The organism is Priestia sp. 3CA3, assembly GCF_056836725.1.
This window is the reverse complement of the sequence record NZ_JBXENJ010000012.1, coordinates 1-24628: the sequence shown is the minus strand read 5'-3', so window position 1 is coordinate 24628 and position 24628 is coordinate 1. Positions and strand designations below refer to the sequence as shown.

The 24628-nt window shown below is 39.2% G+C and carries 41 protein-coding genes; 38 read left to right on the top strand and 3 right to left on the bottom strand.

All coding sequences use genetic code 11. From position 1 onward, the window contains the following. Positions 1 to 22 precede the first annotated feature (22 nt). The 37 genes from rplD (at position 23) to AC1VNJ_RS23435 (ending at position 20777) form a co-directional block, all read left to right on the top strand. Positions 23 to 646: a 50S ribosomal protein L4 gene (rplD, locus tag AC1VNJ_RS23615; protein ID WP_013081372.1), complete on the top strand. Its 624-nt coding sequence runs from the start codon at positions 23 to 25 to the stop codon at positions 644 to 646. Then, positions 646 to 933 carry a 50S ribosomal protein L23 gene (rplW, locus tag AC1VNJ_RS23610; RefSeq protein ID WP_028412664.1) on the top strand — a complete coding sequence of 96 codons (288 nt, stop codon included), beginning with the start codon at positions 646 to 648 and terminating at the stop codon, positions 931 to 933. The genes rplD and rplW overlap by 1 nt, the downstream gene beginning before the upstream one ends. Positions 934 to 960: 27 nt before the next feature. Continuing rightward, entirely contained in the window at positions 961 to 1791 is an 831-nt protein-coding gene (gene rplB, locus AC1VNJ_RS23605) for a 50S ribosomal protein L2 (protein WP_013081374.1), read from the top strand. A gap of 57 nt (positions 1792 to 1848) precedes the next feature. Continuing rightward, positions 1849 to 2127: a 30S ribosomal protein S19 gene (gene rpsS, locus AC1VNJ_RS23600; protein WP_013054931.1), complete on the top strand. Its 279-nt coding sequence runs from the start codon at positions 1849 to 1851 to the stop codon at positions 2125 to 2127. 19 nt (positions 2128 to 2146) lie between these two features. After that, a complete protein-coding gene (gene rplV, locus AC1VNJ_RS23595; RefSeq protein WP_013054932.1) occupies positions 2147 to 2488 on the top strand; it encodes a 50S ribosomal protein L22 in 342 nt (113 codons plus the stop codon). 3 nt (positions 2489 to 2491) lie between these two features. Beyond that, the gene (gene rpsC / locus AC1VNJ_RS23590) at positions 2492 to 3148 is read left to right on the top strand and encodes a 30S ribosomal protein S3 (protein WP_013054933.1); all 657 of its coding nucleotides are present in this window, start codon (positions 2492 to 2494) and stop codon (positions 3146 to 3148) included. Positions 3149 to 3150: 2 nt separating this feature from the next. Continuing rightward, positions 3151 to 3585: a 50S ribosomal protein L16 gene (gene rplP / locus AC1VNJ_RS23585; protein WP_013054934.1), complete on the top strand. Its 435-nt coding sequence runs from the start codon at positions 3151 to 3153 to the stop codon at positions 3583 to 3585. Further along, positions 3575 to 3775 carry a 50S ribosomal protein L29 gene (gene rpmC, locus AC1VNJ_RS23580; RefSeq protein WP_013054935.1) on the top strand — a complete coding sequence of 67 codons (201 nt, stop codon included), beginning with the start codon at positions 3575 to 3577 and terminating at the stop codon, positions 3773 to 3775. Before rplP ends, rpmC begins: the two co-directional genes overlap by 11 nt. Positions 3776 to 3800: 25 nt before the next feature. Continuing rightward, positions 3801 to 4064 (top strand): 30S ribosomal protein S17, encoded by a 264-nt coding sequence (gene rpsQ / locus AC1VNJ_RS23575; protein WP_013054936.1) that lies wholly within the window; start codon positions 3801 to 3803, stop codon positions 4062 to 4064. Between the two features lie 51 nt (positions 4065 to 4115). Beyond that, a complete protein-coding gene (gene rplN, locus AC1VNJ_RS23570; protein WP_013054937.1) occupies positions 4116 to 4484 on the top strand; it encodes a 50S ribosomal protein L14 in 369 nt (122 codons plus the stop codon). 49 nt (positions 4485 to 4533) lie between these two features. Next, positions 4534 to 4845 (top strand): 50S ribosomal protein L24, encoded by a 312-nt coding sequence (gene rplX / locus AC1VNJ_RS23565; RefSeq protein ID WP_013054938.1) that lies wholly within the window; start codon positions 4534 to 4536, stop codon positions 4843 to 4845. A gap of 31 nt (positions 4846 to 4876) precedes the next feature. Next, positions 4877 to 5416, top strand: coding sequence for a 50S ribosomal protein L5 (rplE, locus tag AC1VNJ_RS23560; RefSeq protein ID WP_013054939.1), 540 nt, complete (start codon positions 4877 to 4879; stop codon positions 5414 to 5416). Positions 5417 to 5449: 33 nt separating this feature from the next. Then, positions 5450 to 5635 (top strand): type Z 30S ribosomal protein S14, encoded by a 186-nt coding sequence (locus AC1VNJ_RS23555; protein ID WP_013054940.1) that lies wholly within the window; start codon positions 5450 to 5452, stop codon positions 5633 to 5635. Positions 5636 to 5665: 30 nt separating this feature from the next. After that, positions 5666 to 6064 carry a 30S ribosomal protein S8 gene (rpsH, locus tag AC1VNJ_RS23550; protein ID WP_013054941.1) on the top strand — a complete coding sequence of 133 codons (399 nt, stop codon included), beginning with the start codon at positions 5666 to 5668 and terminating at the stop codon, positions 6062 to 6064. Positions 6065 to 6094: 30 nt separating this feature from the next. Beyond that, complete coding sequence (gene rplF / locus AC1VNJ_RS23545) at positions 6095 to 6634, top strand: 50S ribosomal protein L6 (protein WP_013054942.1); 540 nt, start codon at positions 6095 to 6097, stop codon at positions 6632 to 6634. Positions 6635 to 6666: 32 nt separating this feature from the next. Continuing rightward, a complete protein-coding gene (rplR, locus tag AC1VNJ_RS23540; protein WP_013054943.1) occupies positions 6667 to 7029 on the top strand; it encodes a 50S ribosomal protein L18 in 363 nt (120 codons plus the stop codon). Between the two features lie 20 nt (positions 7030 to 7049). Beyond that, positions 7050 to 7550, top strand: a complete 501-nt coding sequence (gene rpsE, locus AC1VNJ_RS23535; protein WP_013054944.1) for a 30S ribosomal protein S5 — start codon at positions 7050 to 7052, stop codon at positions 7548 to 7550. Positions 7551 to 7564: 14 nt separating this feature from the next. Beyond that, the gene (gene rpmD / locus AC1VNJ_RS23530; RefSeq protein WP_013054945.1) at positions 7565 to 7747 is read left to right on the top strand and encodes a 50S ribosomal protein L30; all 183 of its coding nucleotides are present in this window, start codon (positions 7565 to 7567) and stop codon (positions 7745 to 7747) included. Between the two features lie 33 nt (positions 7748 to 7780). Beyond that, positions 7781 to 8221: a 50S ribosomal protein L15 gene (gene rplO, locus AC1VNJ_RS23525; protein ID WP_013054946.1), complete on the top strand. Its 441-nt coding sequence runs from the start codon at positions 7781 to 7783 to the stop codon at positions 8219 to 8221. Next, complete coding sequence (secY, locus tag AC1VNJ_RS23520; RefSeq protein ID WP_013054947.1) at positions 8221 to 9513, top strand: preprotein translocase subunit SecY; 1293 nt, start codon at positions 8221 to 8223, stop codon at positions 9511 to 9513. Before rplO ends, secY begins: the two co-directional genes overlap by 1 nt. Before the next feature lie 66 nt (positions 9514 to 9579). After that, positions 9580 to 10233, top strand: coding sequence for an adenylate kinase (locus AC1VNJ_RS23515; RefSeq protein WP_013054948.1), 654 nt, complete (start codon positions 9580 to 9582; stop codon positions 10231 to 10233). After that, the gene (gene map / locus AC1VNJ_RS23510; protein WP_482641363.1) at positions 10230 to 10976 is read left to right on the top strand and encodes a type I methionyl aminopeptidase; all 747 of its coding nucleotides are present in this window, start codon (positions 10230 to 10232) and stop codon (positions 10974 to 10976) included. The genes AC1VNJ_RS23515 and map overlap by 4 nt, the downstream gene beginning before the upstream one ends. Before the next feature lie 235 nt (positions 10977 to 11211). Beyond that, on the top strand, positions 11212 to 11430 hold the full coding sequence (infA, locus tag AC1VNJ_RS23505; RefSeq protein WP_010285101.1) for a translation initiation factor IF-1: 219 nt from the start codon (positions 11212 to 11214) through the stop codon (positions 11428 to 11430). A 37-nt stretch (positions 11431 to 11467) separates the two neighbouring features. Next, positions 11468 to 11581, top strand: a complete 114-nt coding sequence (rpmJ, locus tag AC1VNJ_RS23500; protein WP_003156543.1) for a 50S ribosomal protein L36 — start codon at positions 11468 to 11470, stop codon at positions 11579 to 11581. A 24-nt stretch (positions 11582 to 11605) separates the two neighbouring features. Continuing rightward, entirely contained in the window at positions 11606 to 11971 is a 366-nt protein-coding gene (gene rpsM, locus AC1VNJ_RS23495; RefSeq protein WP_013054950.1) for a 30S ribosomal protein S13, read from the top strand. A gap of 23 nt (positions 11972 to 11994) precedes the next feature. Further along, positions 11995 to 12384, top strand: coding sequence for a 30S ribosomal protein S11 (gene rpsK, locus AC1VNJ_RS23490; RefSeq protein WP_028412666.1), 390 nt, complete (start codon positions 11995 to 11997; stop codon positions 12382 to 12384). Positions 12385 to 12564: 180 nt separating this feature from the next. Then, positions 12565 to 13509 carry a DNA-directed RNA polymerase subunit alpha gene (locus tag AC1VNJ_RS23485; RefSeq protein WP_013054952.1) on the top strand — a complete coding sequence of 315 codons (945 nt, stop codon included), beginning with the start codon at positions 12565 to 12567 and terminating at the stop codon, positions 13507 to 13509. A gap of 44 nt (positions 13510 to 13553) precedes the next feature. After that, positions 13554 to 13916, top strand: a complete 363-nt coding sequence (gene rplQ, locus AC1VNJ_RS23480; protein ID WP_013054953.1) for a 50S ribosomal protein L17 — start codon at positions 13554 to 13556, stop codon at positions 13914 to 13916. Positions 13917 to 14054: 138 nt separating this feature from the next. Beyond that, positions 14055 to 14894, top strand: a complete 840-nt coding sequence (locus tag AC1VNJ_RS23475) for an energy-coupling factor ABC transporter ATP-binding protein (RefSeq protein ID WP_013054954.1) — start codon at positions 14055 to 14057, stop codon at positions 14892 to 14894. Continuing rightward, complete coding sequence (locus AC1VNJ_RS23470; RefSeq protein WP_034263658.1) at positions 14870 to 15739, top strand: energy-coupling factor ABC transporter ATP-binding protein; 870 nt, start codon at positions 14870 to 14872, stop codon at positions 15737 to 15739. The genes AC1VNJ_RS23475 and AC1VNJ_RS23470 overlap by 25 nt, the downstream gene beginning before the upstream one ends. Continuing rightward, positions 15736 to 16533, top strand: coding sequence for an energy-coupling factor transporter transmembrane component T family protein (locus tag AC1VNJ_RS23465; protein WP_028412724.1), 798 nt, complete (start codon positions 15736 to 15738; stop codon positions 16531 to 16533). The genes AC1VNJ_RS23470 and AC1VNJ_RS23465 overlap by 4 nt, the downstream gene beginning before the upstream one ends. A gap of 18 nt (positions 16534 to 16551) precedes the next feature. Continuing rightward, a complete protein-coding gene (gene truA / locus AC1VNJ_RS23460; protein ID WP_013054957.1) occupies positions 16552 to 17292 on the top strand; it encodes a tRNA pseudouridine(38-40) synthase TruA in 741 nt (246 codons plus the stop codon). 156 nt (positions 17293 to 17448) lie between these two features. Continuing rightward, positions 17449 to 17886, top strand: a complete 438-nt coding sequence (rplM, locus tag AC1VNJ_RS23455; RefSeq protein ID WP_013054958.1) for a 50S ribosomal protein L13 — start codon at positions 17449 to 17451, stop codon at positions 17884 to 17886. A 22-nt stretch (positions 17887 to 17908) separates the two neighbouring features. Then, complete coding sequence (rpsI, locus tag AC1VNJ_RS23450; protein ID WP_013054959.1) at positions 17909 to 18301, top strand: 30S ribosomal protein S9; 393 nt, start codon at positions 17909 to 17911, stop codon at positions 18299 to 18301. 111 nt (positions 18302 to 18412) lie between these two features. Beyond that, positions 18413 to 18835, top strand: coding sequence for a DUF2521 family protein (locus AC1VNJ_RS23445; RefSeq protein ID WP_028412723.1), 423 nt, complete (start codon positions 18413 to 18415; stop codon positions 18833 to 18835). A gap of 70 nt (positions 18836 to 18905) precedes the next feature. Continuing rightward, positions 18906 to 19613, top strand: a complete 708-nt coding sequence (gene cwlD / locus AC1VNJ_RS23440; protein WP_014462005.1) for an N-acetylmuramoyl-L-alanine amidase CwlD — start codon at positions 18906 to 18908, stop codon at positions 19611 to 19613. A 90-nt stretch (positions 19614 to 19703) separates the two neighbouring features. Continuing rightward, positions 19704 to 20777 (top strand): Mrp/NBP35 family ATP-binding protein, encoded by a 1074-nt coding sequence (locus AC1VNJ_RS23435; RefSeq protein WP_014462004.1) that lies wholly within the window; start codon positions 19704 to 19706, stop codon positions 20775 to 20777. A gap of 38 nt (positions 20778 to 20815) precedes the next feature. Here AC1VNJ_RS23435 and AC1VNJ_RS23430 read toward each other — a convergent pair whose 3' ends face one another. Both AC1VNJ_RS23430 and gerD read right to left on the bottom strand, forming a co-directional pair. Then, the gene (locus AC1VNJ_RS23430) at positions 20816 to 21724 is read right to left on the bottom strand and encodes a LysR family transcriptional regulator (protein ID WP_482641362.1); all 909 of its coding nucleotides are present in this window, start codon (positions 21722 to 21724) and stop codon (positions 20816 to 20818) included. 187 nt (positions 21725 to 21911) lie between these two features. Beyond that, positions 21912 to 22541 (bottom strand): spore germination lipoprotein GerD, encoded by a 630-nt coding sequence (gerD, locus tag AC1VNJ_RS23425; RefSeq protein ID WP_033580786.1) that lies wholly within the window; start codon positions 22539 to 22541, stop codon positions 21912 to 21914. A gap of 145 nt (positions 22542 to 22686) precedes the next feature. Between gerD and AC1VNJ_RS23420 the strand changes: the two genes are divergently transcribed. After that, positions 22687 to 23307 (top strand): KinB-signaling pathway activation protein, encoded by a 621-nt coding sequence (locus tag AC1VNJ_RS23420; RefSeq protein WP_176544787.1) that lies wholly within the window; start codon positions 22687 to 22689, stop codon positions 23305 to 23307. Between the two features lie 44 nt (positions 23308 to 23351). Here AC1VNJ_RS23420 and pdaB read toward each other — a convergent pair whose 3' ends face one another. After that, positions 23352 to 24116, bottom strand: coding sequence for a polysaccharide deacetylase family sporulation protein PdaB (gene pdaB / locus AC1VNJ_RS23415; RefSeq protein ID WP_482641361.1), 765 nt, complete (start codon positions 24114 to 24116; stop codon positions 23352 to 23354). Positions 24117 to 24628: the final 512 nt, after the last annotated feature.

Sequence of the window (24628 nt, the reverse complement as noted above, 5' to 3'; positions counted from 1 at the left end):
TTCGAGAAAGGAGGAATAACCAATGCCAAAAGTAGCATTGTTTAACCAAAACGGTGAAAACGTTGGAGAGATCGAACTTCAAGATGCCGTTTTCGGTATCGAACCAAACAACAAAGTACTTTTCGACGCGATCGTAATGCAACGCGCATCTCAACGTCAAGGTACTTCTAAAGTTAAAAATCGTTCTGAAGTAAGAGGCGGTGGCCGTAAGCCATGGCGTCAAAAAGGTACTGGTCGTGCTCGTCAAGGATCTATCCGTTCTCCACAATGGCGTGGTGGTGGCGTAGTATTTGGTCCAGTTCCAAGAAGCTATAGCTACAAATTACCTAAAAAAGTTCGTCGTTTAGCAATTAAGTCTGCATTATCAACTAAAGCTCAAGATAACAGCATCGTTGTTCTTGAAGCTCTTTCTTTTGACGCTCCAAAAACAAAAGAAATGGTAGCAGTTCTTAAAAACCTAACAGTAGAACGCAAAGCATTAGTAGTAACTGCTGATCTTAACGAAAATGTTGCACTTTCAGCACGTAATATTCCTGGTGTAACAGTTGTTGCAGCTAATGGTTTAAGCGTATTAGACGTTATGAACCATGATAAGCTTGTAATCACTAAAGACGCAGTTGAAAAAGTAGAGGAGGTGCTTGCATAATGAAAGATCCTCGTGATATTATTAAGCGCCCCGTAATTACAGAACGTTCAACAGACTTAATGGCTGAGAAAAAATATACGTTTGATGTTGATGTAAAAGCTAATAAAACTGAGGTTAAAGATGCTATCGAAAAAATCTTTGACGTAAAAGTTGAAAAAGTAAACATCATGAACTACAAAGGTAAATTCAAGCGTGTAGGTCGCTACAGTGGTCTTACTAACCGTCGTCGTAAAGCGGTAGTAACACTAACTCAAGAGAGCAACGAAATCGAATTCTTCGAAGCTTAAGATTACTAGAGAAGGAGGGAAATTGAGATGGCGATTAAAAAGTATAAACCAACCTCAAATGGTCGTCGTGGTATGTCAGTTTCTGATTTCGCTGAAATTACTACTGACAAACCAGAAAAATCGTTACTTGCACCTGTCAAGAGAAAAGGTGGTCGTAACAACCAAGGTAAATTGACTGTTCGTCACCAAGGTGGTGGGCACAAGCGTCAATACCGTATCATCGATTTTAAACGCGATAAAGATGGAATACCTGGACGCGTTGCTACAATCGAATATGATCCAAACCGTTCAGCTAACATCGCATTAATTCATTATGCTGATGGTGAAAAACGTTACATCCTTGCTCCTAAAAACCTAAAAGTAGGTTTAGAAGTTATGTCAGGTCCTGAAGCTGACATTAAAGTAGGTAACGCGCTTCCTTTAGCTAACATCCCTGTTGGTACAGTAGTACACAACATCGAATTGAAACCTGGTAAAGGTGGACAATTAGTTCGTTCTGCAGGTACATCTGCTCAAGTACTTGGTAAAGAAGGTAAATACGTATTAGTACGTTTAACTTCTGGTGAAGTACGCATGATCCTTGCAACTTGTCGTGCAACTGTAGGTCAAGTTGGTAACGAACAACACGAGTTAATCAACATCGGTAAAGCCGGTCGTTCTCGTTGGTTAGGTATTCGTCCAACTGTACGTGGTTCTGTAATGAACCCTAACGATCACCCACACGGTGGTGGTGAAGGACGTTCTCCAATCGGACGTAAGTCTCCAATGAGTCCATGGGGTAAACCAACACTTGGTTACAAAACTCGTAAGAAGAAAAACAAATCCGATAAATTTATCGTTCGTCGTCGTAAAAAATAACGGGATTGAGCTACGGTTCAAACGAACCGTAGGACAATCACGAAGGGAGGTTCATTTATGGGTCGCAGCTTAAAGAAAGGACCTTTTGTAGATGACCATTTAATCAACAAAATTGAGAAGTTAAACGAAACTGACAGCAAGCAAGTAGTAAAAACTTGGTCTCGTCGTTCAACTATCTTCCCTCAGTTCATTGGTCATACAATTGCTGTATATGACGGTCGTAAACATGTACCAGTTTATGTTACTGAAGACATGGTAGGTCACAAACTTGGTGAATTCGCACCATCTCGTACTTACAAAGGTCACGCAAGTGATGATAAGAAAACAAGACGCTAATATGAGAGGAGGCTTTTAAATGCAAGCTAAAGCTGTCGCGAGAACAGTACGTATTGCTCCTCGTAAAGTTCGTTTAGTTGTAGATTTAATTCGAGGTAAGCAAGTGGGTGAAGCGCTAGCAGTGCTACTTCACACGCCAAAGGCTGCTTCTCCAGTCGTTGAGAAAGTATTAAAATCTGCTATTGCCAATGCAGAACACAATTATGAAATGGACGCTAACAATTTAGTTATTACTGACGCTTTTGTTAACGAAGGTCCAACTTTAAAACGTTTCCGTCCACGCGCTATGGGACGTGCAAGCCAAATTAACAAGCGCACAAGCCACATCACAATCGTGGTATCAGAAAAGAAGGAGGGATAATTCATGGGTCAAAAGGTAAATCCGGTCGGTCTTCGCGTCGGTGTCATCCGTGATTGGGAATCAAGATGGTTCGCTGGCAAAGACTACGCTGACTTATTACATGAAGACTTAAAAGTACGTGAATATATCGCTAAACGTTTAAACGATGCAGCTGTTTCTAAAGTTGAAATCGAACGCGCTGCTAACCGCTTAAACGTAACGATCCACACTGCAAAACCTGGTATGGTAATTGGTAAAGGTGGTACTGAAGTAGAATCACTTCGTAAAGCTCTTAACCAATTAACAGGCAAGCGTGTACACATTAACATCCTTGAAATTAAACGAGCAGATTTAGATGCTAAACTAGTAGCTGAAAACATCGCTCGCCAACTTGAGAACCGTGTATCATTCCGTCGTGCTCAAAAGCAAGCTATCCAACGTAGTATGCGTGCTGGCGCACAAGGTATCAAAACAATGGTATCTGGTCGTTTAGGCGGAGCTGATATTGCTCGTTCTGAATATTACAGTGAAGGTACAGTTCCACTTCATACACTTCGCGCTGATATTGACTATGCTCACGCTGAAGCAGATACTACTTATGGTAAACTTGGTGTGAAAGTATGGATCTATCGTGGAGAGGTTCTTCCTACTAAAAAGAAAACTGAGGAAGGAGGAAAATAATTATGTTATTACCAAAACGCGTTAAATATCGTCGCGAACATCGCGGAAAAATGCGTGGACGCGCTAAAGGTGGTACGGAAGTACATTTCGGTGAATTCGGTTTACAAGCTACTGAAGCTTCTTGGATTACAAACCGTCAAATCGAAGCTGCTCGTATCGCAATGACTCGTTACATGAAACGTGGCGGTAAAGTATGGATTAAAATTTTCCCTTCTAAACCTTATACTGCTAAGCCTCTAGAAGTCCGAATGGGTTCTGGTAAAGGTGCTCCTGAAGGTTGGGTAGCAGTTGTTAAACCTGGAAAAGTAATGTTTGAAATTTCAGGTGTATCTGAAGAGGTTGCACGTGAAGCTTTACGTTTAGCTGCACACAAGCTACCTGTAAAATGTAAGTTTGTAAAACGTGAAGAAATTGGTGGTGATTCTAATGAAAGCTAATGAAATTCGTGACCTTACCACTGCTGAAATTGAACAAAAAGTTAAGGCTTTAAAAGAAGAGTTGTTTAACCTTCGTTTCCAATTAGCGACTGGACAATTAGAGAATACTACTCGTATTCGCGAAGTGCGCAAATCGATCGCTCGTATGAAAACTGTAGTTCGTGAAAGAGAGATTGCTGCTAATAAATAATTAAGTCTGAGAGGAGGCTTTCAGAATGAGTGAACGCAACCAACGTAAAGTTTACACTGGCCGCGTAGTTTCTGACAAAATGGATAAGACTGTTACTGTTCTTGTTGAAACTTACAAAAAGCATTCGCTTTATGGCAAGCGTGTAAAATACTCAAAGAAATTCAAAGCTCACGATGAAAACAATACAGCTCAACTAGGCGATATCGTGAAGATCATGGAAACTCGTCCGTTATCAGCTACTAAACGTTTCCGTCTAGTAGAAGTTGTAGAAAAAGCTGTTATCATCTAATAGTTAAGATAGATCGGATAAGAATGATTCATCCGAAGGGAGGTTTCGTACATGATTCAACAAGAATCTCGTTTAAAAGTTGCAGACAACTCTGGTGCACGTGAGGTACTTACTATTAAAGTACTTGGTGGTTCAGGTCGTAAGACAGCAAACATTGGTGATGTTATCGTTTGTACGGTGAAACAAGCAACACCAGGAGGCGTTGTTAAAAAAGGTGACGTTGTTAAAGCTGTTGTTGTACGTACAAAAAGTGGTGTTCGCCGTACTGACGGTTCTTACATCCGTTTCGACGAAAATGCTTGCGTAATCATCCGTGACGACAAAGGACCACGTGGTACTCGTATCTTCGGACCAGTTGCTCGTGAATTACGTGATAACAACTTCATGAAGATCGTATCATTGGCTCCAGAAGTTATCTAATTGATATATAGAACAAATACAAAATGCCTTTTAAGGAGGTGCGAATAGGATGCATGTTAAAAAGGGCGACAAAGTAGTGGTTATCTCTGGTAAAGACAAAGGTAAGCAAGGTGAAGTACTTGCAGCTTTCCCAAAGAAAGACCGTGTACTTGTTGAAGGCGTGAACGTTGTGAAAAAACACTCTAAACCTTCTCAAGTAAATCCACAAGGTGGAATCGTTAGCCAAGAGGCACCTATCCACGTATCAAACGTAATGCCGTTGGATCCTAAATCTGGTGAGCCAACTCGTGTTGGGTACCAAGTTATCGATGGCAAAAAGGTACGTGTAGCAAAAAAATCTGGTGAAACTTTAGATAAATAATTAATGAAATGTGAAGGGAGGTTTAGTTCACATGAACCGTCTTAAAGAGAAATTTACAAAAGAGATTACTCCTGCTCTAGTTAGCAAGTTTAATTATGAATCTGTAATGCAAGTGCCAAAAATCGACAAGATCGTAATCAACATGGGTATCGGTGATGCTGTTTCTAACTCAAAAGCTTTAGATAACGCTGTTGAAGAACTAGCTGAAATCACTGGTCAAAAACCTGTTGTAACTCGTGCGAAAAAATCTATCGCTGGTTTCCGTCTTCGTGAAGGTATGCCAATCGGTGCGAAAGTTACTTTACGCGGCGAGCGTATGTACGAATTCTTCGATAAATTAGTATCAGTATCACTTCCACGTGTGCGCGATTTCCGTGGTGTATCTAAAAAAGCATTTGATGGTCGTGGAAACTACACGTTAGGTGTTAAAGAACAATTGATCTTCCCAGAGATCGATTATGATAAAGTAACTAAAGTTCGTGGTATGGATATCGTTATTGTTACAACAGCAAACACTGATGAAGAAGCTCGTGAGCTTTTAACTCAGTTCGGTATGCCATTCCAGAAGTAATAACTGCCAACGTTAAGCAGAGGAGGCGAAAATGTGGCTAAAAAATCAATGATTGCGAAGCAAAAACGCCAGCAAAAATTCCAAGTACAAGAGTATACACGTTGCGAACGTTGTGGACGTCCACACTCAGTACTACGTAAATTCAAGCTTTGCCGTATTTGTTTCCGTGAGCTTGCTTATAAAGGTCAAATTCCTGGTGTTAAAAAAGCTAGTTGGTAAAACCCAAGTTTGGGAAGGAGGTAAATTAATATGGTAATGACTGATCCTATTGCAGATTTACTAACTCGTATCCGCAATGCGAACATGGTTCGTCATGAGAAAATTGAAGTTCCTGCTTCTAACATTAAGAAGCAAATTGCAGAAATCCTTAAGCGTGAGGGTTTCGTACGTGATGTAGAATACATCGAAGACAACAAACAAGGTATTATCCGTATCTTCTTAAAATACGGTTCAAATAACGAACGTGTAATTACAGGCTTAAAACGTATCAGTAAACCTGGTCTACGTGTTTATGCAAAAACTAACGAAGTACCACGTGTACTTAACGGTTTAGGTATCGCAATCGTTTCTACTTCTCAAGGTGTTTTAACTGACAAAGAAGCTCGTCAAAAGCAAACTGGTGGAGAAGTATTAGCGTACGTTTGGTAATAAGTTTTAAATGTGAATGGAGGTGTAACTATGTCACGTGTTGGTAAAAAGCCTTTAGAACTTCCAGCAGGTGTTACAGTTACGAACGAGAGCAACACTGTAACTGTAAAAGGACCAAAGGGTGAATTAACTCGTACATTCCACCCTGAAATCGAAATTAAAGTTGAAGACAACGTATTAGTTGTTAATCGTCCTAGTGACAATAAAGAGCACCGCGCTCTTCATGGAACTACTCGTAGCCTTTTAGGTAACATGGTTGAAGGTGTTACTAAAGGATTCGAACGTGGTTTAGAATTAGTCGGTGTAGGTTACCGTGCACAAAAATCTGGTAGCAAATTAGTATTGAGCGTTGGATACTCTCACCCAGTTGAGATTACTCCTGAAACAGGAATCGAAATCGAAGTTCCTTCTCAAACTAAGATCGTTATTAAAGGTATTGATAAAGAACGCGTAGGTGCATTAGCTGCAAATATTCGTGACGTTCGTCCACCAGAGCCTTACAAAGGTAAAGGTATTCGTTACGAAGGCGAATATGTACGTCGTAAAGAAGGTAAAACTGCTAAGAAGTAATGCCGGTTAGGTAAAAGAAAGGAGTGCCCGAAATGATCACGAAGCTTGATAAAAACAAAGTTCGTAAAAAAAGACATGCTCGTGTTCGTGCGAAGTTATCTGGAACTGCAACTCGTCCGCGTTTAAACGTGTTCCGTTCTAATCAACATATTTACGCACAAGTTATCGACGATTTAAATTCAGTAACAATCGCAAGTGCTTCAACGTTAGATAAAGACCTGACTTTAGAAAGCACTGGTAACACTGAAGCTGCTATCAAAGTTGGCGAATTAGTCGCTAAACGCGCAGTAGAAAAAGGTGTAAACGAAGTAGTATTCGACCGTGGCGGTTATTTATATCATGGCCGTGTTAAAGCATTAGCTGACGCTGCTCGTGAAGCTGGATTACAATTCTAATTGTAAAAGGAGGGAAAATCATGCGTCGTATTGATCCAAATAAATTAGAGCTTGAAGAACGTGTTGTTACCGTTAACCGCGTAGCTAAAGTTGTGAAAGGTGGACGTCGTTTCCGCTTCGCTGCATTAGTTGTAGTTGGTGACAAAAACGGTCACGTTGGATTCGGTACTGGTAAAGCACAAGAGGTACCAGATGCAATCCGTAAAGCAATTGAAGATGCGAAGAAAAACTTAATTACTGTACCTATGGTTGGTACAACTATTCCACACGAAATCCTTGGACAATTTGGTGCAGGTCAAATTTTCTTAAAACCTGCTTCTGAAGGTACAGGAGTTATCGCTGGTGGCCCAGTTCGTGCGGTACTAGAATTGGGTGGAGTAAGTGATATTCTATCTAAATCTTTAGGTTCAAACACTCCAATCAACATGGTACGTGCAACTCTTAACGGTTTAGCTAACCTAAAACGTGCTGAAGATGTTGCAAAACTACGTGGCAAGACTGTAGAAGAACTGTTAGGATAAGGGAGGGATATGGAATGGCAAACAAACTAGCAATTACCCTTACTCGTAGCGTAATTGGTCGTCCAGAAGATCAACGTGTAACTGTTCGTACACTTGGCCTACGTAAGTTAAATCAAACTGTCGTTCAAGACGATAATCCTGCAATTCGCGGAATGATTAACAAAGTAGCTCACCTTGTTACAGTAAAAGAGCAATAAGTATAAATTGTCACTCTAAGGAGGTGCTCCGGAATGAAACTTCATGAATTGAAACCAGCTGAAGGTTCACGTAAAGTACGTAACCGTGTAGGTCGTGGTACTGGTTCAGGTAACGGAAAGACTTCAGGTAAAGGTCACAAAGGGCAAAACGCTCGCTCTGGCGGTGGCGTAAGACCTGGCTTCGAAGGTGGTCAAACTCCTTTATTCCGTCGTCTTCCAAAACGTGGGTTCACTAATATCAATCGCAAAGAATACGCGATCGTTAATTTAGAAGCTCTTAACCGTTTTGAAGATGGAACTGAAGTAACACCAGAATTATTAATCGAAACTGGTTTAGTAAGCAAAGCAAAAGCTGGCGTTAAAGTACTAGGAAACGGTACATTAAACTCTAAGCTAACTGTTAAAGCTGCTAAATTCTCTTCAACTGCTAAAGAAGCTATCGAAGCTGCTGGCGGTACAGTTGAGGTGATCTAATGTTTCAAACAATCTCCAATTTAATGCGCGTGCGTGAAATAAGACAAAAAATCTTTTTCACTTTGTTAATGTTAATTGTCTTCCGAATTGGTACATTTATTCCTGTACCAAGTGTTAATACGGATGTACTAAAATTGCAAGATGGGTTAAATGTATTCGGAGTTCTGAATACATTTGGCGGCGGCGCGTTAAAAAACTTTTCCATTCTTGCTATGGGCATTATGCCTTATATTACAGCATCCATCATCGTCCAATTATTGCAGATGGATGTTGTACCTAAGTTTACAGAATGGTCAAAGCAGGGAGATGTTGGGCGCCGTAAATTAGCTCAAGTAACTCGTTATGGAACAATTGTGCTTGGATTTATCCAGGCTTTAGGTATGTCTATAGGATTCAACAATATTTCGGGCGGACAATTGATCGCTAATCCAGGAATTTCTACGTATCTTCTAATTGCTACAGTGTTAACGGCAGGTACTGCCTTCTTAATGTGGTTAGGAGAACAGATTACTGCAAAAGGCGTAGGTAATGGTATTTCTATCATTATCTTTGCTGGGATTGCAGCTGGTATTCCGACAACATTAAATCAAATTTATGCACAGCAATTTGAAGACGTTGGGGATCAATTATTCATTCGTATCGTAACGGTAGTTTTAATTGCGATTGCAGTTTTAGCTATTATTGTTGGGGTTATTTACTTCCAACAAGCGCTACGAAAAATTCCTATTCAATATGCAAAGGGTTCAGCTGGTCGTAATCCTGTTGGAGGTCAATCCACTCATTTACCGTTAAAAGTAAATGCTGCTGGGGTTATTCCTGTTATCTTTGCAGTTTCATTTATTATCACACCACCAACAATTGCATCATTTTTCGGTCCAAATGATGTAACGACGTGGATTCAGAATACATTTGACTATACTAAGCCAATTGGTATGATAGTGTATGTAGCGTTAATCATTGCTTTTTGTTATTTCTATACATTTGTTCAAGTTAACCCTGAACAAGTAGCAGAGAACTTGAAAAAGCAAGGTGGCTACATCCCAGGCATTCGTCCTGGTAAAAGCACACAAGCTTATTTAACGAAAGTGTTATATCGTCTGACATTAATCGGTTCGATATTCCTTGCGTTAATTGCTGTGTTGCCGGTTCTGTTCATCAAAATTGCAAACCTACCCTCATCTGCTCAGATCGGCGGTACTAGTTTGTTAATTGTTGTCGGTGTAGCTCTTGAGACAATGAAACAACTTGAGAGTCAATTAGTGAAACGCCATTATAAGGGATTTATTAAGTAAAGCTGTTTAGTGGGAGGCAGGCTGCTTTCCCATTAAACGGATAAGATACTGAGGGGGAAGCAAGAAATGAATTTAGTGTTAATGGGCCTTCCTGGTGCTGGGAAAGGTACTCAAGCAGAAAAAATCGTTGAGCATTACGATATCCCTCATATCTCAACAGGAGATATGTTCCGAGCTGCAATTAAAGAAGGAACGCAACTAGGTTTAAAAGCTAAATCATTTATGGACCAAGGTAACCTTGTTCCTGATGAAGTAACAATTGGAATTGTGCGCGAGCGTTTAAACAAACAAGATTGTGAAAACGGCTTTTTACTTGATGGCTTCCCGAGAACAGTAGCCCAAGCAGAAGCTCTTGAAACAATTACAAAAGAACTAAACAAGCAAATTGATTATGTGATTAATATTGATGTAGATCAAAGCATTTTAATGGAGCGTCTTACTGGACGCCGCATTTGTAAAGATTGCGGAGCTACTTACCACTTAGTATTCAATCCTCCTGCGAAAGAAGGAGTTTGTGACAAATGTGGCGGAGAGCTTTATCAACGTGCAGATGACAATGCTGAGACGGTTTCAACTAGACTTTCAGTTAATGTTAAACAATCTCAACCTCTACTTGATTTCTATCAAGAAAAAGGTTATCTACGCAATATTAATGGTAATCAAGATATTAACATTGTGTTTGAGGATGTTCGTCAATTACTTGCTGGGGTTAAGCAATGATCATTTGCAAGACACCAGAGGAAATTGAGGTCATGCGTGAAGCTGGACGAATCGTGGCTTTAACTCATCAAGAGTTGAAAAAACATATCGTTCCAGGTATTACGACTATAGAATTGGATGCAATTGCTGAAAATTTTATTCGTCAACATGATGCAATTCCGTCTTTTAAAGGGTATAATGGTTTTCGCGGCAGTGTATGTGCTTCTGTGAATGAAGAATTAGTTCATGGTATTCCGGGAGAACGCAAGCTTAATGAAGGGGATATCATCAGTTTAGACATCGGAGCTAAATTCGGTGGCTATCACGGTGACTCAGCTTGGACATATGGAGTAGGAAAGATTTCATTAGAAAATCAAGAGCTGCTTGATGTGACTGAGCAATCTCTCTACAAAGGATTAGCAGAAGCGAAGCCGGGTGAGCGTTTGTCGAATATTTCACATGCTATTCAACAGTACGCAGAATCACGTAACTTTTCGATTGTAAGAGAATATGTTGGCCATGGTGTCGGCAAAGACTTACATGAAGATCCGCAAGTACCTCATTATGGTCCACCGAATAAAGGACCGCGTCTACGTCCAGGCATGGTATTGGCAGTTGAGCCAATGGTGAATGCTGGTATTCGATATGTAAAAACATTACCTGATAACTGGACAGTTGTGACAGTGGATGGTAAAATGTGTGCGCACTTCGAACATACTATTGCAATTACTGAGACGGGATATGAAATTCTGACAGCATTGTAATGTTAAAGGATGTTATCTCTATCCATTCCTCGCTAGATGCACTGGACAGTAAACAGTAATTATCTAAATTCACGATGATCGTTTTTCGTCTGAATTGCTGTTAAAATGGTAAAGATGTATATTAGCGTCAATCATCTTGAATTTAATGATTACGATCTCCGGATGTTCAGAACAGGTTCTTTTTAAGTCGTTTAATGATAGCTTGTTACTGTTTCAAAGAAAGGAGAGCACTTTAATGGCAAAAGACGATGTAATTGAAGTTGAAGGTACAGTTGCTGAGACTTTACCTAACGCTATGTTCAAGGTAGAATTAGAAAATGGTCATACAGTACTTGCTCACGTATCAGGAAAAATTCGCATGCATTTCATTCGAATCTTACCTGGTGATAAAGTAACTGTAGAATTGTCACCATACGATTTAACTCGCGGTAGAATTACGTACCGTTTCAAATAAAACCTATGCACTCCGTACTATCAAGGAGGTATGAAACATGAAAGTCAGACCATCAGTTAAACCAATCTGCGAAAAATGTAAAGTTATCCGTAGAAAAGGTAAAGTAATGGTAATTTGTGAAAACCCTAAGCATAAACAAAAACAAGGTTAATCAATAAGGAGGTGCACTATTCATATGGCACGTATTGCTGGTGTTGATATTCCTCGTGACAAGCGTGTAGTAATTTCATTAACATACATTTTTGGTATTGGTCGTCCAACTGCTGAAAAAGTTCTAGCTGAAGCTGGAGTTTCTGAAGATACTCGCGTTCGTGACTTAACAGAAGAAGAATTAGGTAAAATTCGTGATATTTTAGATAGCTATAAAGTAGAAGGCGATCTTCGTCGTGAAGTTTCTTTAAACATCAAACGTTTAATTGAGATTGGTTCATACCGTGGTATCCGCCACCGTCGTAGTTTACCAGTTCGTGGTCAAAACAGTAAAAACAATGCTCGTACACGTAAAGGCCCACGCCGTACTGTAGCGAACAAGAAGAAATAATTAGTAAGGGAGGTCATTAACAGATGGCACGTAAAACTAATACACGTAAACGTCGCGTGAAAAAGAATATTGAAGCTGGTGTAGCTCATATTCGCTCAACGTTTAACAACACTATTGTAACAATTACAGATGTTCACGGTAATGCGATTGCTTGGTCTAGTGCAGGCGCACTTGGCTTCAGAGGTTCTCGTAAATCCACTCCATTTGCTGCGCAAATGGCTGCTGAAGCTGCTGCAAAAGTTTCTATGGATAACGGAATGAAAACTCTTGAAGTTACAGTTAAAGGCCCTGGTGCTGGTCGTGAAGCAGCTATCCGTGCTCTTCAAGCTGCAGGTTTAGAAGTAACAGCTATTAGAGATGTTACTCCTGTACCTCACAACGGATGCCGCCCACCAAAACGTCGTCGTGTATAATTAATATGTATAGATTCTATTTCGTTGTCTATAATGATGATGGTGTAGAATTTATTCATGCAACGAAATGTTTTCCATTTGTTGTGCACATTCGGGAACTGTCTAATAGGGAATTTCGGTTAGGCATTTGAGAAATCAGCCGTCTAGCCGAGGTTTCGACGTTTTGAAGGAGGGTTTATATTGATAGAGATTGAAAAGCCAAAAATCGAAACGGTAGAAATCAGCGATGATAGAAAGTACGGTAAATTCGTCGTCGAACCACTTGAGCGTGGATATGGTACTACTTTGGGTAACTCCTTACGTCGTATCCTATTATCCTCACTCCCTGGTGCAGCTGTAACATCTATTCAAATTGAAGGTGTATTACATGAATTTTCAACAGTTCCTGGAGTTGTTGAAGATGTAACAAACATCATTTTAAACGTTAAAAAGTTAGCGTTAAAGATTTACTCTGATGAAGAGAAAACACTTGAGATCGATGTTAAAGGTCCTGGTACAGTAACGGCTGCTGACATTCAAGCAGACAGTGATATCGAAGTTCTAAATCCGGATCTTCATATTGCAACACTTGAGTCAGATGCTCATTTCCGTATGAGACTTACTGCTCGCACAGGTCGAGGTTATAATCCTGCCGATGCTAACAAGCGTGAAGACCAACCAATTGGTGTACTTCCAATTGACTCAATCTATACGCCTGTTACTCGCGTATCGTATTATGTAGAAAATACTCGTGTTGGTCAAATGACAAATTACGATAAGTTAACGTTGGATGTTTGGACTGACGGTAGCATCGAGCCAGAAAAAGCTGTTGCTTTAGGTGCAAAGATTCTAACGGAACACTTAAATATCTTCGTTAACTTAACAGATGAAGCTCAAAAAGCAGAGATCATGGTAGAAAAAGAAGAAGACCAGAAAGAAAAAGTTCTAGAGATGACGATCGAGGAACTGGATTTATCTGTTCGTTCTTACAACTGCTTAAAACGAGCAGGCATCAATACTGTACAAGAGCTTGCTAATAAAACAGAAGAAGATATGATGAAAGTTCGTAACTTAGGCCGTAAATCTTTAGAAGAAGTTAAAGCTAAACTTGAAGAATTAGGTTTGGGTCTACGTAAGGACGACTGATTATATCTACCTGTTTAACTACTTAACAAAGGAGGGGACCTCACATGTCTTACCGTAAATTAGGTCGTACAAGCGCACAACGCAAGGCGCTTCTTCGTGATTTAACAACTGATTTAATCATCAGTGAACGCATTGAGACAACTGAAGCTCGTGCAAAAGAATTACGTTCAACTGTTGAAAAAATGATTACTTTAGGTAAACGTGGAGATCTACACGCTCGTCGTCAAGCTGCATCTTACATCCGTAATGAAGTAGCTAACGAGGAAGCTGGTCAAAGCGCTTTACAAAAACTATTCAGCGATATCGCTACTCGCTACGAAGATCGCCAAGGCGGTTACACTCGTATCTTAAAAGTTGGACCTCGCCGTGGTGACGGTGCTCCAATGGTTATCATTGAATTAGTTTAATATTTTTAATACAGATAGAAAAGGGCGAGACAGTGTGTAACTAGTCGTTGCCCTTTTTTTATACCTTAAACCGGGTAAATAGCGTAAAAAACCAATGTAGGCAATGCTGCAATAGAAAAAGCTGAGAGGAAGATAGCGTTGAAAGAAATGTCTTTAGAGGTAAAAGATTTATGCTTTCGATACGATCCTGAAGCAGACCTAACATTAGATCACCTTTCTCTCTCTGCTTATAAAGGTGAATGGTTAGCGATAGCTGGACATAATGGATCTGGGAAATCGACGCTGGCACGAATTCTAAACGGCCTTTTGCTACCTGAAAAAGGAACGGTTCGAGTGGGCGATACTCTTTTATCTGAAGAAACAATATGGGATGTGCGCAAGCAGATTGGAATGGTGTTTCAAAACCCAGATAATCAATTTGTTGGCTCAACCGTTCAAGATGATATTGCGTTTGGGCTTGAAAACAACGGGATTCCATTTGAAATTATGGAAAAACGTATACCTGAAGCAATCGAAATGGTCAATATGAGTGCTTTTCTGGATCAAGAGCCTCATCAGCTATCAGGTGGACAAAAACAGCGTGTGGCCATTGCGGGTATAATTGCCGTACAGCCATCTGTTATCATTCTAGATGAAGCAACATCTATGTTAGATCCTATTGGACGAACTGAAGTACTTGAAACTGTTAGAAAATTAAAAGAAGAAAAACAACTGACGGTTATTTCAATTACCCACGATTTAGATGAAGTAGCAATGGCTGACAGAGTCGTTGTGATGAACAAAGGGAAGATCTATGCAACAGGTACTCCACGCGAAGTATTTGCATTAGGTTCCAAGTTAACGGATATTGGACTAGACTTGCCGTTTTCCGTTAAACTAAGCCATCGTTTTGCTTCCGTAGGAATTCCTTTATCAAAAATTCATTTAACAGATGAGGACTTGGTGGACGAACTATGGACATTATATTCAAAGAAGTAGAGCATCGTTATCAAGTTAATACACCATTTGAACGAATTGCTCTGCATGACTTAAATTTAAGCATTCAATCAGGTACATTTTTGGCTGTTATTGGCCATACTGGTTCTGGGAAATCAACAATCATACAGCATCTGAATGCCTTATTGAAGCCAACTGCTGGTGAAATTCAAATCGGTGAGCGCACTATTAAAGCCAATCGAAAAGAAAAGAATTTAAAAGCTATTCGTCAGCAAGTAGGCGTGGTGTTTCAATTTCCAGAACATCAGCTTTTTGAAGAAACGGTGGAAAAAGATATAGCTTTTGGACCAATGAATTATGGCGTTTCGGAAGAAGAAGCAAAGCAAAAAGCACGAGAGCTTATCAAGTTAGTGGGGTTGCCAGAAGACATTCTCACCAGATCTCCTTTTGATTTGAGTGGTGGACAAATGCGTCGTGTAGCGATAGCAGGTATTCTAGCGATGAATCCTAATGTGCTAATTTTAGATGAGCCAACTGCTGGATTGGACCCTAGAGGCCGTCAAGAAATTATGAATATGATTTATCGTCTTCATAAAGAAAAAGGCTTGACGACGATTCTCGTGACTCACAGCATGGAAGATGCAGCTATGTACGCTGATGAGCTAATTGTAATGAATAAAGGAACGATTGCGATGAAAGGGTCACCTAGAGAAGTTTTCGGTCAGCATACGCAGCTAAAAGAATATGGATTGGATGTTCCAGAATCGCTTCGCTTTATGCTGAAGCTGCAAGAGAAATTTCAGCTTGAAGCATCGGATACGGTTATTACCTTTTCTGAAGTGGTAGAGAAAGTGCAGCACCTTATGCAGCAAGGTGAACGAATATGATGAACTCAATCATTATTGGTAAGTATGTCCCGGGTCATTCTGTTGTCCATCGAATGGATCCTCGGGCCAAGCTGCTTCTCGTATTTGCGTATGTATTAATTGTGTTTTTAGCAAATAACCCTATCGGCTATGCTTTTTTAGGTGTGTATACCCTTGTGATAGTGGCCATGAGTAAAGTGCCCGTTTCCTTTATTTTAAGAGGGTTAAAGCCCGTTCTATTTATTATTATCATCACGTTTCTTTTGCACATTTTTATGACGAAGGAAGGTCCTCTTTTGTTTGAATGGGGATGGTTTTCTGTCTATAAAGGCGGCCTTATTCAAGGTGTTTTAATTTCCTTGCGCTTCTTGTTCTTAATTTTAATTACGACGATGCTAACGTTAACGACTACGCCCATTGAAGTAACAGATGGAATGGAAAGCTTGTTGAATCCATTTAAAAAGCTCAAGCTTCCTGTTCATGAATTAGCTTTAATGATGTCCATTTCTCTTCGCTTTATTCCTACATTGATGGAAGAGACAGATAAAATTATTAAAGCGCAGACAGCACGAGGAGTGGACTTTAGCAGCGGTCCCGTTACGGATCGGTTGAAAGCTGTCGTTCCTTTGCTTGTTCCTTTATTTATAGGTTCATTTAAGCGTGCTGAAGAGCTAGCTATTGCCATGGAGGCAAGAGGATATAAAGGCGGAGAAGGGCGTACAAAGTATCGTCAATTAAAATGGGGAAGCATAGATACAATTATGCTTTTACTTCTGCTGGCAGTAGCAGTTGTTTTAGTGCTGATTAGAACGTAAAGATTGTTTGGTGAAAAGATGAAACGTTTAAAATGTATAGTTGCATACGACGGCACACACTTTTCAGGTTATCAAGTTCAGCCCAATAAGCGAACAGTTCAACTGGAGATTGAAGCCGTTTTAGAGAAAATGCATAACAAAAAAGTTCCGATTTACGCCTCTGGACGAACGGACACAAATGTTCATGCACAGGGGCAAGTCATTCATTTTGACACAAACCTAAATATTCCATGTGATAAGTGGAAAAAAGCATTGAATTCAATGCTACCAGATGATATTGTAATGAAGAATGTATGTGAAGTTGATGCACATTTTCACGCCCGGTATGACGTTACTTCAAAAGAGTATCGCTATCATATTTTGCGCGGCGAAGATCGAAATCCTTTCACTCGTTCTTATGCATACCATTACCCTTATCCATTAGACTACTCAAAAATGAAAAAAGCCATCACATATTTACTCGGTACACACGACTTTACAAGCTTTTGTTCAGCGAGGACAGAAGTGGAAGATAAGATTCGTACGATTTACAAGATTGATATGTATGAAGAGAATAGTCAGCTTGTGTTTAGATTCGTTGGAAGTGGCTTTCTGTATAATATGGTTCGTATTCTTGTTGGAACGCTTTTAGAAGTAGGACAAGGCCGTATTGAACCAGATGCTATAAAAGATATTCTAGAAAGCAAATCACGTCCTCGTGCAGGGAAAACTGCGCCTTCGCAAGGACTATATTTATGGCGCGTTTTCTATGACAACTAAACCTGGTGTAACATTTTCTTGACATTAGTAGCTTAAAGATATAATATATCATATGGTATGTATTTTAACCCCACGGTTAGCCCCGGAAATTAATCGTGTTGAAATAGAAGGTTGAAATAATTTTATAATTGATGATGAAAATTAGGAGGGAAACTCATGCGTACAACTTTCATGGCGAAAGCAAACGAAGTAGAGCGTAAATGGTATGTTGTCGATGCTGAAGGTAAAACTTTAGGTCGTTTAGCAAGTGAAGTAGCATCAATCTTACGCGGTAAACATAAACCAACTTTTACACCACATGTTGATACTGGTGATCACGTGATCCTTATCAATGCGTCAAAAATCGAATTAACAGGTAAAAAATTAACTGATAAAATTTATTACCGTCACAGCATGCACCCAGGTGGTTTGAAACAACGTACAGCATTAGAAATGCGTACTAACTACTCTGAGAAAATGCTTGAATTAGGAATCAAAGGCATGCTTCCAAAAGGTAGCCTAGGCCGTCAAATGTTCAAAAAATTACATGTGTATGCTGGTGAAACACATCCACATGAAGCACAAAAACCAGAAGTTTACGAACTTCGCGGATAATTAATAAGAGGAGGTTATTATCTTGGCACAGGTACAATATTACGGAACTGGTCGTCGTAAAAGCTCTGTTGCTCGTGTACGTTTAGTACCAGGTAACGGTCGCGTAACAATCAACGGTCGTGAAATCGAAGAATACATTCCATTTGCTGCACTACGTGAAGTAGTAAAACAACCACTTGCTTTAACTGAAACTGTAGGTAACTATGACGTATTTGTAAACGTTAATGGTGGAGGTTATGCAGGTCAAGCTGGCGCTATTCGTCACGGAATCTCTCGTGCTTTATTAGAAGCAGACCCTGAATACCGTGGAACATTAAAACGTGCTGGTCTATTAACTCGTGACGCTCGTGCGAAAGAACGTAAAAAATACGGTCTTAAAGGCGCTCGTCGTGCACCACAATTCTCAAAACGTTAATTTTATATTACGTTTCAAGCCTTGGTCTTTGGACCAAGGCTTTTTTTATTTGTTGTTTGCGTATGAGACGAAGGCTTGTGCAGACAATATGTAAAAAAGGGAGGCGTTATCGTGAACGAGGTTACATATTTAAAAGAAAAACGTTATGAAAAAGAAATGAAATATGAACGCAAAGTCCTAAGGGAACTATCGTTTGATTTGCTTCAAGAGAGGCTGCGCCGTTATTTTCATCCAATGTTTCAGTGGAATATGCTAGGAGACGAACATGTGGAGGAGTACTGTCTTGACATTGCTATCGAATCATTTTTATTAGGTGCCCGGGTGAGTAAACGTGGTAAAGGCTACGAAGATGTTCAGAAGCACAGTAAGCAAGAAGAGTCTCTTTTAATTGATACATTGTACGGAGCCGTCAGCATGTCTGTAACAGATCTTTATCAAGATGGCCTGTATTATTTGTGTCAAGGATATGTGCAAGACTGGTGGAAAGAAGGTTATCGAACCGCAGAAAAAAGACGCCGTTTACGTTTGCATTAAAAAGTACTCATAATTCCCGTTCTTGTCCCATATAGAAATAAATAGGTGAGGCAAGAAGGGAAGGGATAAAATGTCTAAAGTAAAAATAATGAGCACAATTATAGCGCTTCTCGTTCTTTTTGTCATTGTACAATATCAAATAGATCATAGAACATCATCCGGTTCGCTTTCACTTCCTCTTAGCGGGAAAGTTATTGTACTAGATCCTGGACATGGCGGTGTTGATGGAGGAGCGGTAGGAGAGGATGAGGTGCTTGAAAAAGAAATAACTCTTAAAATTTCGTTAATGCTTCGAGACTATCTGCAAGAGCAAGGGGCACTTGTTATTATGACGAGAGAAAAAGACGAAGACCTAGCGGCCAAAGATACAAGAGGATACAGTCGCAGAAAAGTAGAAGACTTAAAAAATCGCTTAACGATGATTAATAAATCCAACGCTGATTTGTACTTAAGTATTCACTTGAATGCTATTCCATCCTCTGCGTGGAGAGGGGCTCAAACTTTCTATTACGGATCCCTAAAAGAAAACGAGCAAGTGGCCAAACTCATTCAACAAGAGCTAAGAAATAATCTGGACAATACGACCCGTGAAGCAAAAGCTATTCAAACTCTTTACCTTCTTAAGCATTCTAAGCCACCCGGTGCTTTGGTTGAAGTAGGATTCTTGTCAAATCCTACAGAACGTAAAATGCTTCAATCGAAACGCTATCAAAAAAAGTTAGCTGAATCCATTTATGAAGGAGTCAGCCGGTATTTTACTGGAGAAAAGCCTAAATAAAAAGCATAGCACCCTTCTATTCAGAAAAATCTAATATGTATGATATACTTGATAGTATAAATAAATAGATTTTAACATGGTGGTGGGAGTATGCTAACGGAAAAGCAAGTAAAAGAAGTAGTAGGGGAAATTACAGATCCATTTTTAAATAAAAAACTATCAGAAACAGATGCGATTAAAGAAATAACAATTAAAGCTGAAAAACAGCATATAAGCCTGAAGATTGCTGTTGCAAAAACAGGTACGAGTGAACAGTTGAGCCTGCAAGGCACAATTGTAGAAGAATTAAAAAAAGCAGGTGTACAGTCGGTTGGACTGCGATTTGTTGAGTTTACGCCTGAGGAACTTCAGCAGTACCGCGCTGAGCAGCCGAATACTGGCAACTTACTAACTAGTCCGAATGCACCAGAATTTATTGCTATTGCCAGCGGTAAAGGAGGCGTTGGTAAATCAACAGTCTCTGTTAACTTAGCCGTTTCTCTAGCTCGTTTAGGAAAAAAAGTTGGTTTAATTGATGCTGACATTTATGGATTCAGCGTCCCAGACATGATGGGAATCACACAACGTCCTGTAGTAGAAGGTGAAAAGATTATTCCAGTTGATCGTTTCGGAGTAAAAGTTATTTCCATGGGCTTCTTTGTAGAAGATAATTCACCTGTTATCTGGCGAGGACCTATGCTCGGAAAAATGTTGACGAGCTTCTTTACAGAAGTTGAATGGGGAGAATTAGATTATCTTTTACTAGACTTACCTCCAGGAACAGGTGATGTCGCATTAGACGTTCACTCCATGCTTCCTGCTTGTAAAGAAGTGATTATTACAACACCACATCCTACAGCGGCATTTGTTGCAGCTAGAGCGGGTGCTATGGCTTTGAAAACCGATCATGAGGTCATTGGAGTTGTAGAAAATATGGCTTACTTTGAAAGCCAGCTAACAGGGGAAAAAGAGTATGTATTTGGTAAAGGCGGGGGTCCAAAACTGGCTGAGGAACTTCAGACAGAGCTGTTAGGACAGCTTCCGTTAAGTCAGCCTGATTGGAATGAAGAAGATTTTGCACCTTCCATTTACGACGAATCACATCGTTTAGGTCAAATATATGGAGAGATTGCAAGCAAGATTGCATTTATTTGCGAAAATGAAAAAGCAGCAACAGGAAAATAATAAAAAGCACGCGCTGTTCGAGCGCGTGCTTTTTATTATTATACAGAGAGTTCAATCTGCGTCTTTTTTAAATCAAATGCGAGGTTTTGTTTTAAGAGAGCTAAAAATGTTTTTCCAGCTGTACTTACGGTGTGAGACTGGTGCTTTAAAATGCCGATTGCAGGCCCCTCATGTAAGTCATGAATCGTTTTAACCACCACTTGATCCGGCGGAAGAGTTGCGCTTATTTGTGGAACAACGGCTATTCCTAAGTTTTCTTTTACAAAATGCTGAAGTGTGCTAATAGTGCCTAACTGGACTTTAGCAGGCAGCTGTCCTGTTCGTTCAAAGATTAGCTGCTCAATTTTCTTTTGAACGGAAAATTGTCCAGCTGTAATCAGCGTTTCGTGTATTAAATCTTTTGCAAAGATTGTTTTTCTTTTTGTTAGCGCATGATTGAATGGTAGTAGCAGCACAAGTTTTTCTGTTAGCAATGCCTCAAACTCTATATCTCTGAACGATTCTGATACAGTGCCAATCGCGAAATCAATTTCTTGATTGCGTATATGTTGATGAAGGTGCTTTTCGTCTGCAACGAGTAAGCTAATTTCTGTGTTGGGATATCTTTTTTTAAATAATGAGAGAATGGAAGGCAGTCGACTGCTTGCTGTAGGCTCTGCAGCACCTATACGGATCGTGCCAGCTTCGCCTGTTGAATAATCCTTTAAGGTATTATTTAGATATTCATATTCCTTTAGTAAAATATTTGCCCGTTCGTAAAAGATTTTACCTGCTTCAGTAAGTTTAATGCTTTTTCCTCGTTCTAAAAGCTTAAATCCTAGTTCGGATTCTAACTTTTGAATGTGCAGTGTAATGGTAGGCTGAGAGTACTTTAAATATTCAGCGGCTAATTGAAAGCTTCCTAAACGAACAATGGTTTGAAACGTTTTAATAACGCGAAATTCCATCGAATTCCCTCCTTTTGCTATAAAACGATTGTGTTAATTTCTAATATTTTACCATAAAGCTAAGAATTAAAGTTTACAATTCCAATAAAAATACTAAGTATTAAAAAATATAAAGAAGTCATTTAGGTTTTTTAATAAAAATAAATGACATAATTAAATACGCATCTCATGTGAGATGCGTATTTAATCACTGCTGTTGCTGTTCTCCCCCTGAGTCAGATCCAGCGGAAGAAGAACCGCCATCGTCGCTGCTTTGTTTTTGTCCACCTTGTGTTTCTTCAGCGGCTTTCAAAAGAATGTCTTGAATTTTAGATTGATAAAGAGGGCTATCAAACGTTTCGGTCATAATCTTTTGTAAATAAGTGCGATATTCTTTACTCTTTAAAACAGTCAGTACTTCTTTTTCCATAGCCGGATCCTTTAAAACATCTTGAAGCATTCCTTGATATTCAGGATCTTTCATTAGTTGTTTGATGACCGTCTTATTTTCTTTTTCCAAACTTTTAGCAAAGCTTTCAGCAAACTTCGGATCATCCATGGCTTTTTTCCAAAATTCCACGCCCTTATCTGATACTAAGGTTTGAGAAATTGTATCTTTTATCGCGTTTTGATCCATTAAAATATCTTGTCTAACAGAAGGGTCTTTCATAATTGCCTCGACTGCTTTTTTTCCTTCATCTGTTTTTAAAATATCAACAACCATTTTCTTTGTTTGATCATAATCCATACCATTGTTCTCTTCATCTTGCGGTGCACAGGCTGTAGCTAAAAGCATACACATTCCTATATAAATGAGGAGCATGAGTCGCTTTTTCATAGTAATGAGCTCCTTTCCTAATATGCTTACGCTTAATATGAGATAATCAAGGTTTTTTATTCATAAAAGAGCTCTAGATTTTTCAAAACGTGATTGGTACAATTTATGAAAAGGTACAATTTTGCAACTTATGGGGGAGATGGAAGTGAATAGTCGAAATTGGGTTCGTCTATTTCTAACCACGTTAGCTGTTGGGGGTATAAGTACAGCTGTTGTTGGGTTTGCGGTGCGCTGGGGGGAATACGGTCACTTATTTCAACAAGGAAAGATAGGAGAAATTGTTGCTGTTTTAACATGGCTCGTAGGCGTAGGGTTTATTTTTAGTTTAATTAGCCAAATGGGGTTCTTTGCATATTTAACTATTCACCGATTTGGGCTGGGAATTTTTAAATCTGCATCTCTTTGGAAATCGGTTCAAATTGTATTTGTTTTATTTGTATTATTTGACGTTGCTTATTTTCGATATAAGTTCTTTCAACAAGGGGGAGAAGGCATAGGTAAGTATATTTTGTTAAGCGTTTTCTTGTTAGCGGTGGGGTTGTTAGTGGCGTATGCAAAGAAAAAGCAGACGAATAAAGAGGCTTTTGTACCAGCGCTGTTTTTTATGATTGTTGTAACGACAATTGAATGGTTCCCAGCGCTGCGAACGAATGAAGAAAGCTGGCTTTACCTTATGTTGTTTCCACTTCTAATTTGTAATATGTATCAACTTCTTATTTTGCCGAAACTTCTTACGCACGCAAGAATAGCAAAAGCAGACAAATAGTATATTTGTCTGCTTTTGCTTTCCATATACAGTGGGAATAAATCTTAGCGGATATCTTTTACTTGGGTTCTTGAATTTGAAATTAATGTTGAAATACTTACGTTTGAGACTTTTTTATTTTGTAATGAATCCTTGATATATGGAATAGCCTTTGCTGTTTGTTGAGCGGAGTCAGACGCGTGCAGCAATATAATATCTCCCCCGTCTAAAGGCTTTGTAACATTCGAGACAATTTTTTCAACCCCTGGATTTGTCCAGTCTTTAGAATCAATGCTCCAGTGAACAGTAGTATATCCTATATCTGCTGTTAATTTTAAGATGTCTTTATTAAATTGCCCGTTAGGAGGACGAAGAAGGTGAACATCTTTAAGGCCTAGAGAATCAAAGACTTTCTTTGATTTTGCAAGATCCTGTCTAATCTCATTAGGTTTTAGGCTTGTATAAGAAGTATAGTCATAGCCCATTGTGCCAATTTCGTGACCTTCTTTCTTAATGCGCTCTACAATATCTGGGTGACGTTCAGCCCATGAAGCAGATAAAAAGAAAGTAGCATGTTCAATATGCTGTCTTTTTAGTTCATTCAGAATGGGAATAGCTCTTTCATCTCCCCAGCTGATGTTAAAGGTCAGAGCAACTTCCGGATTTTTATCATCCGCCTTATAAACAGCTCTTGGACCGTTATCCGTTGAAAACACGGGAAAGTGAAACGTCTGCTGAGCATAGAGAAAAAAACTTGTAAAAAACGCAGCAGCTACGATAAGCATGGTCTGTTTGATTCTTTTGGCTCGAATAGTATAAAACATATTCATTTTGTCACCTCATTTAATAAGTAGTACTTGTCTAATTTGTATGCGTTTTGTCTACAATTAATAACAGGTAAGGAAAAGAACAACTGATTTTATTTTGATGTGTGAGAATCAATGTCGCAAAAAGCAGGTGAATCAATGAAAATTTGTTTATTTAATCAGGTGGAGTGTTTAGAGTTAGAAGCACTACTTAGAGAAGAAATAAAGAGATCAAACGTTGCTTTTCAACAAAGTTTGAATCATGTAGTTCTTGAACGAAACATTCAAGAAAAGTATCAAATCCTTTCAAAGATCTTGCTAAGATTCGGCGAAAGCAGGGAAGTAAATAAGATTTTTTGATAAAACGAAAAAAACTTTTCAAAAAGTGTTGACTTTTATATAGCACAGATGTTAAATTATTAAATGTCGCTGATGAGTGATTGGAAAACAATCGCAATTCATCAGAAATAAAATATTAAAAAGTTGTTGACAAATAAAAGACAACTTGTTAATATAAGAAAGTCGCTCAAGAGCGG

What these genes read in the sequence shown, in the direction of transcription:
- rplD (WP_013081372.1), top strand. Translation starts at nt 23, where the DNA reads ATGCCAAAAGTAGCATTGTTTAACCAAAACGGTGAAAACGTTGGAGAG.
- rplW (WP_028412664.1), top strand. Translation starts at nt 646, where the DNA reads ATGAAAGATCCTCGTGATATTATTAAGCGCCCCGTAATTACAGAACGT.
- rplB (WP_013081374.1), top strand. Translation starts at nt 961, where the DNA reads ATGGCGATTAAAAAGTATAAACCAACCTCAAATGGTCGTCGTGGTATG.
- rpsS (WP_013054931.1), top strand. Translation starts at nt 1,849, where the DNA reads ATGGGTCGCAGCTTAAAGAAAGGACCTTTTGTAGATGACCATTTAATC.
- rplV (WP_013054932.1), top strand. Translation starts at nt 2,147, where the DNA reads ATGCAAGCTAAAGCTGTCGCGAGAACAGTACGTATTGCTCCTCGTAAA.
- rpsC (WP_013054933.1), top strand. Translation starts at nt 2,492, where the DNA reads ATGGGTCAAAAGGTAAATCCGGTCGGTCTTCGCGTCGGTGTCATCCGT.
- rplP (WP_013054934.1), top strand. Translation starts at nt 3,151, where the DNA reads ATGTTATTACCAAAACGCGTTAAATATCGTCGCGAACATCGCGGAAAA.
- rpmC (WP_013054935.1), top strand. Translation starts at nt 3,575, where the DNA reads ATGAAAGCTAATGAAATTCGTGACCTTACCACTGCTGAAATTGAACAA.
- rpsQ (WP_013054936.1), top strand. Translation starts at nt 3,801, where the DNA reads ATGAGTGAACGCAACCAACGTAAAGTTTACACTGGCCGCGTAGTTTCT.
- rplN (WP_013054937.1), top strand. Translation starts at nt 4,116, where the DNA reads ATGATTCAACAAGAATCTCGTTTAAAAGTTGCAGACAACTCTGGTGCA.
- rplX (WP_013054938.1), top strand. Translation starts at nt 4,534, where the DNA reads ATGCATGTTAAAAAGGGCGACAAAGTAGTGGTTATCTCTGGTAAAGAC.
- rplE (WP_013054939.1), top strand. Translation starts at nt 4,877, where the DNA reads ATGAACCGTCTTAAAGAGAAATTTACAAAAGAGATTACTCCTGCTCTA.
- rpsH (WP_013054941.1), top strand. Translation starts at nt 5,666, where the DNA reads ATGGTAATGACTGATCCTATTGCAGATTTACTAACTCGTATCCGCAAT.
- rplF (WP_013054942.1), top strand. Translation starts at nt 6,095, where the DNA reads ATGTCACGTGTTGGTAAAAAGCCTTTAGAACTTCCAGCAGGTGTTACA.
- rplR (WP_013054943.1), top strand. Translation starts at nt 6,667, where the DNA reads ATGATCACGAAGCTTGATAAAAACAAAGTTCGTAAAAAAAGACATGCT.
- rpsE (WP_013054944.1), top strand. Translation starts at nt 7,050, where the DNA reads ATGCGTCGTATTGATCCAAATAAATTAGAGCTTGAAGAACGTGTTGTT.
- rpmD (WP_013054945.1), top strand. Translation starts at nt 7,565, where the DNA reads ATGGCAAACAAACTAGCAATTACCCTTACTCGTAGCGTAATTGGTCGT.
- rplO (WP_013054946.1), top strand. Translation starts at nt 7,781, where the DNA reads ATGAAACTTCATGAATTGAAACCAGCTGAAGGTTCACGTAAAGTACGT.
- secY (WP_013054947.1), top strand. Translation starts at nt 8,221, where the DNA reads ATGTTTCAAACAATCTCCAATTTAATGCGCGTGCGTGAAATAAGACAA.
- AC1VNJ_RS23515 (WP_013054948.1), top strand. Translation starts at nt 9,580, where the DNA reads ATGAATTTAGTGTTAATGGGCCTTCCTGGTGCTGGGAAAGGTACTCAA.
- map (WP_482641363.1), top strand. Translation starts at nt 10,230, where the DNA reads ATGATCATTTGCAAGACACCAGAGGAAATTGAGGTCATGCGTGAAGCT.
- infA (WP_010285101.1), top strand. Translation starts at nt 11,212, where the DNA reads ATGGCAAAAGACGATGTAATTGAAGTTGAAGGTACAGTTGCTGAGACT.
- rpmJ (WP_003156543.1), top strand. Translation starts at nt 11,468, where the DNA reads ATGAAAGTCAGACCATCAGTTAAACCAATCTGCGAAAAATGTAAAGTT.
- rpsM (WP_013054950.1), top strand. Translation starts at nt 11,606, where the DNA reads ATGGCACGTATTGCTGGTGTTGATATTCCTCGTGACAAGCGTGTAGTA.
- rpsK (WP_028412666.1), top strand. Translation starts at nt 11,995, where the DNA reads ATGGCACGTAAAACTAATACACGTAAACGTCGCGTGAAAAAGAATATT.
- rplQ (WP_013054953.1), top strand. Translation starts at nt 13,554, where the DNA reads ATGTCTTACCGTAAATTAGGTCGTACAAGCGCACAACGCAAGGCGCTT.
- AC1VNJ_RS23470 (WP_034263658.1), top strand. Translation starts at nt 14,870, where the DNA reads ATGGACATTATATTCAAAGAAGTAGAGCATCGTTATCAAGTTAATACA.
- AC1VNJ_RS23465 (WP_028412724.1), top strand. Translation starts at nt 15,736, where the DNA reads ATGATGAACTCAATCATTATTGGTAAGTATGTCCCGGGTCATTCTGTT.
- truA (WP_013054957.1), top strand. Translation starts at nt 16,552, where the DNA reads ATGAAACGTTTAAAATGTATAGTTGCATACGACGGCACACACTTTTCA.
- rplM (WP_013054958.1), top strand. Translation starts at nt 17,449, where the DNA reads ATGCGTACAACTTTCATGGCGAAAGCAAACGAAGTAGAGCGTAAATGG.
- cwlD (WP_014462005.1), top strand. Translation starts at nt 18,906, where the DNA reads ATGTCTAAAGTAAAAATAATGAGCACAATTATAGCGCTTCTCGTTCTT.
- AC1VNJ_RS23435 (WP_014462004.1), top strand. Translation starts at nt 19,704, where the DNA reads ATGCTAACGGAAAAGCAAGTAAAAGAAGTAGTAGGGGAAATTACAGAT.
- AC1VNJ_RS23430 (WP_482641362.1), bottom strand. Translation starts at nt 21,724, where the DNA reads ATGGAATTTCGCGTTATTAAAACGTTTCAAACCATTGTTCGTTTAGGA.
- gerD (WP_033580786.1), bottom strand. Translation starts at nt 22,541, where the DNA reads ATGAAAAAGCGACTCATGCTCCTCATTTATATAGGAATGTGTATGCTT.
- pdaB (WP_482641361.1), bottom strand. Translation starts at nt 24,116, where the DNA reads ATGAATATGTTTTATACTATTCGAGCCAAAAGAATCAAACAGACCATG.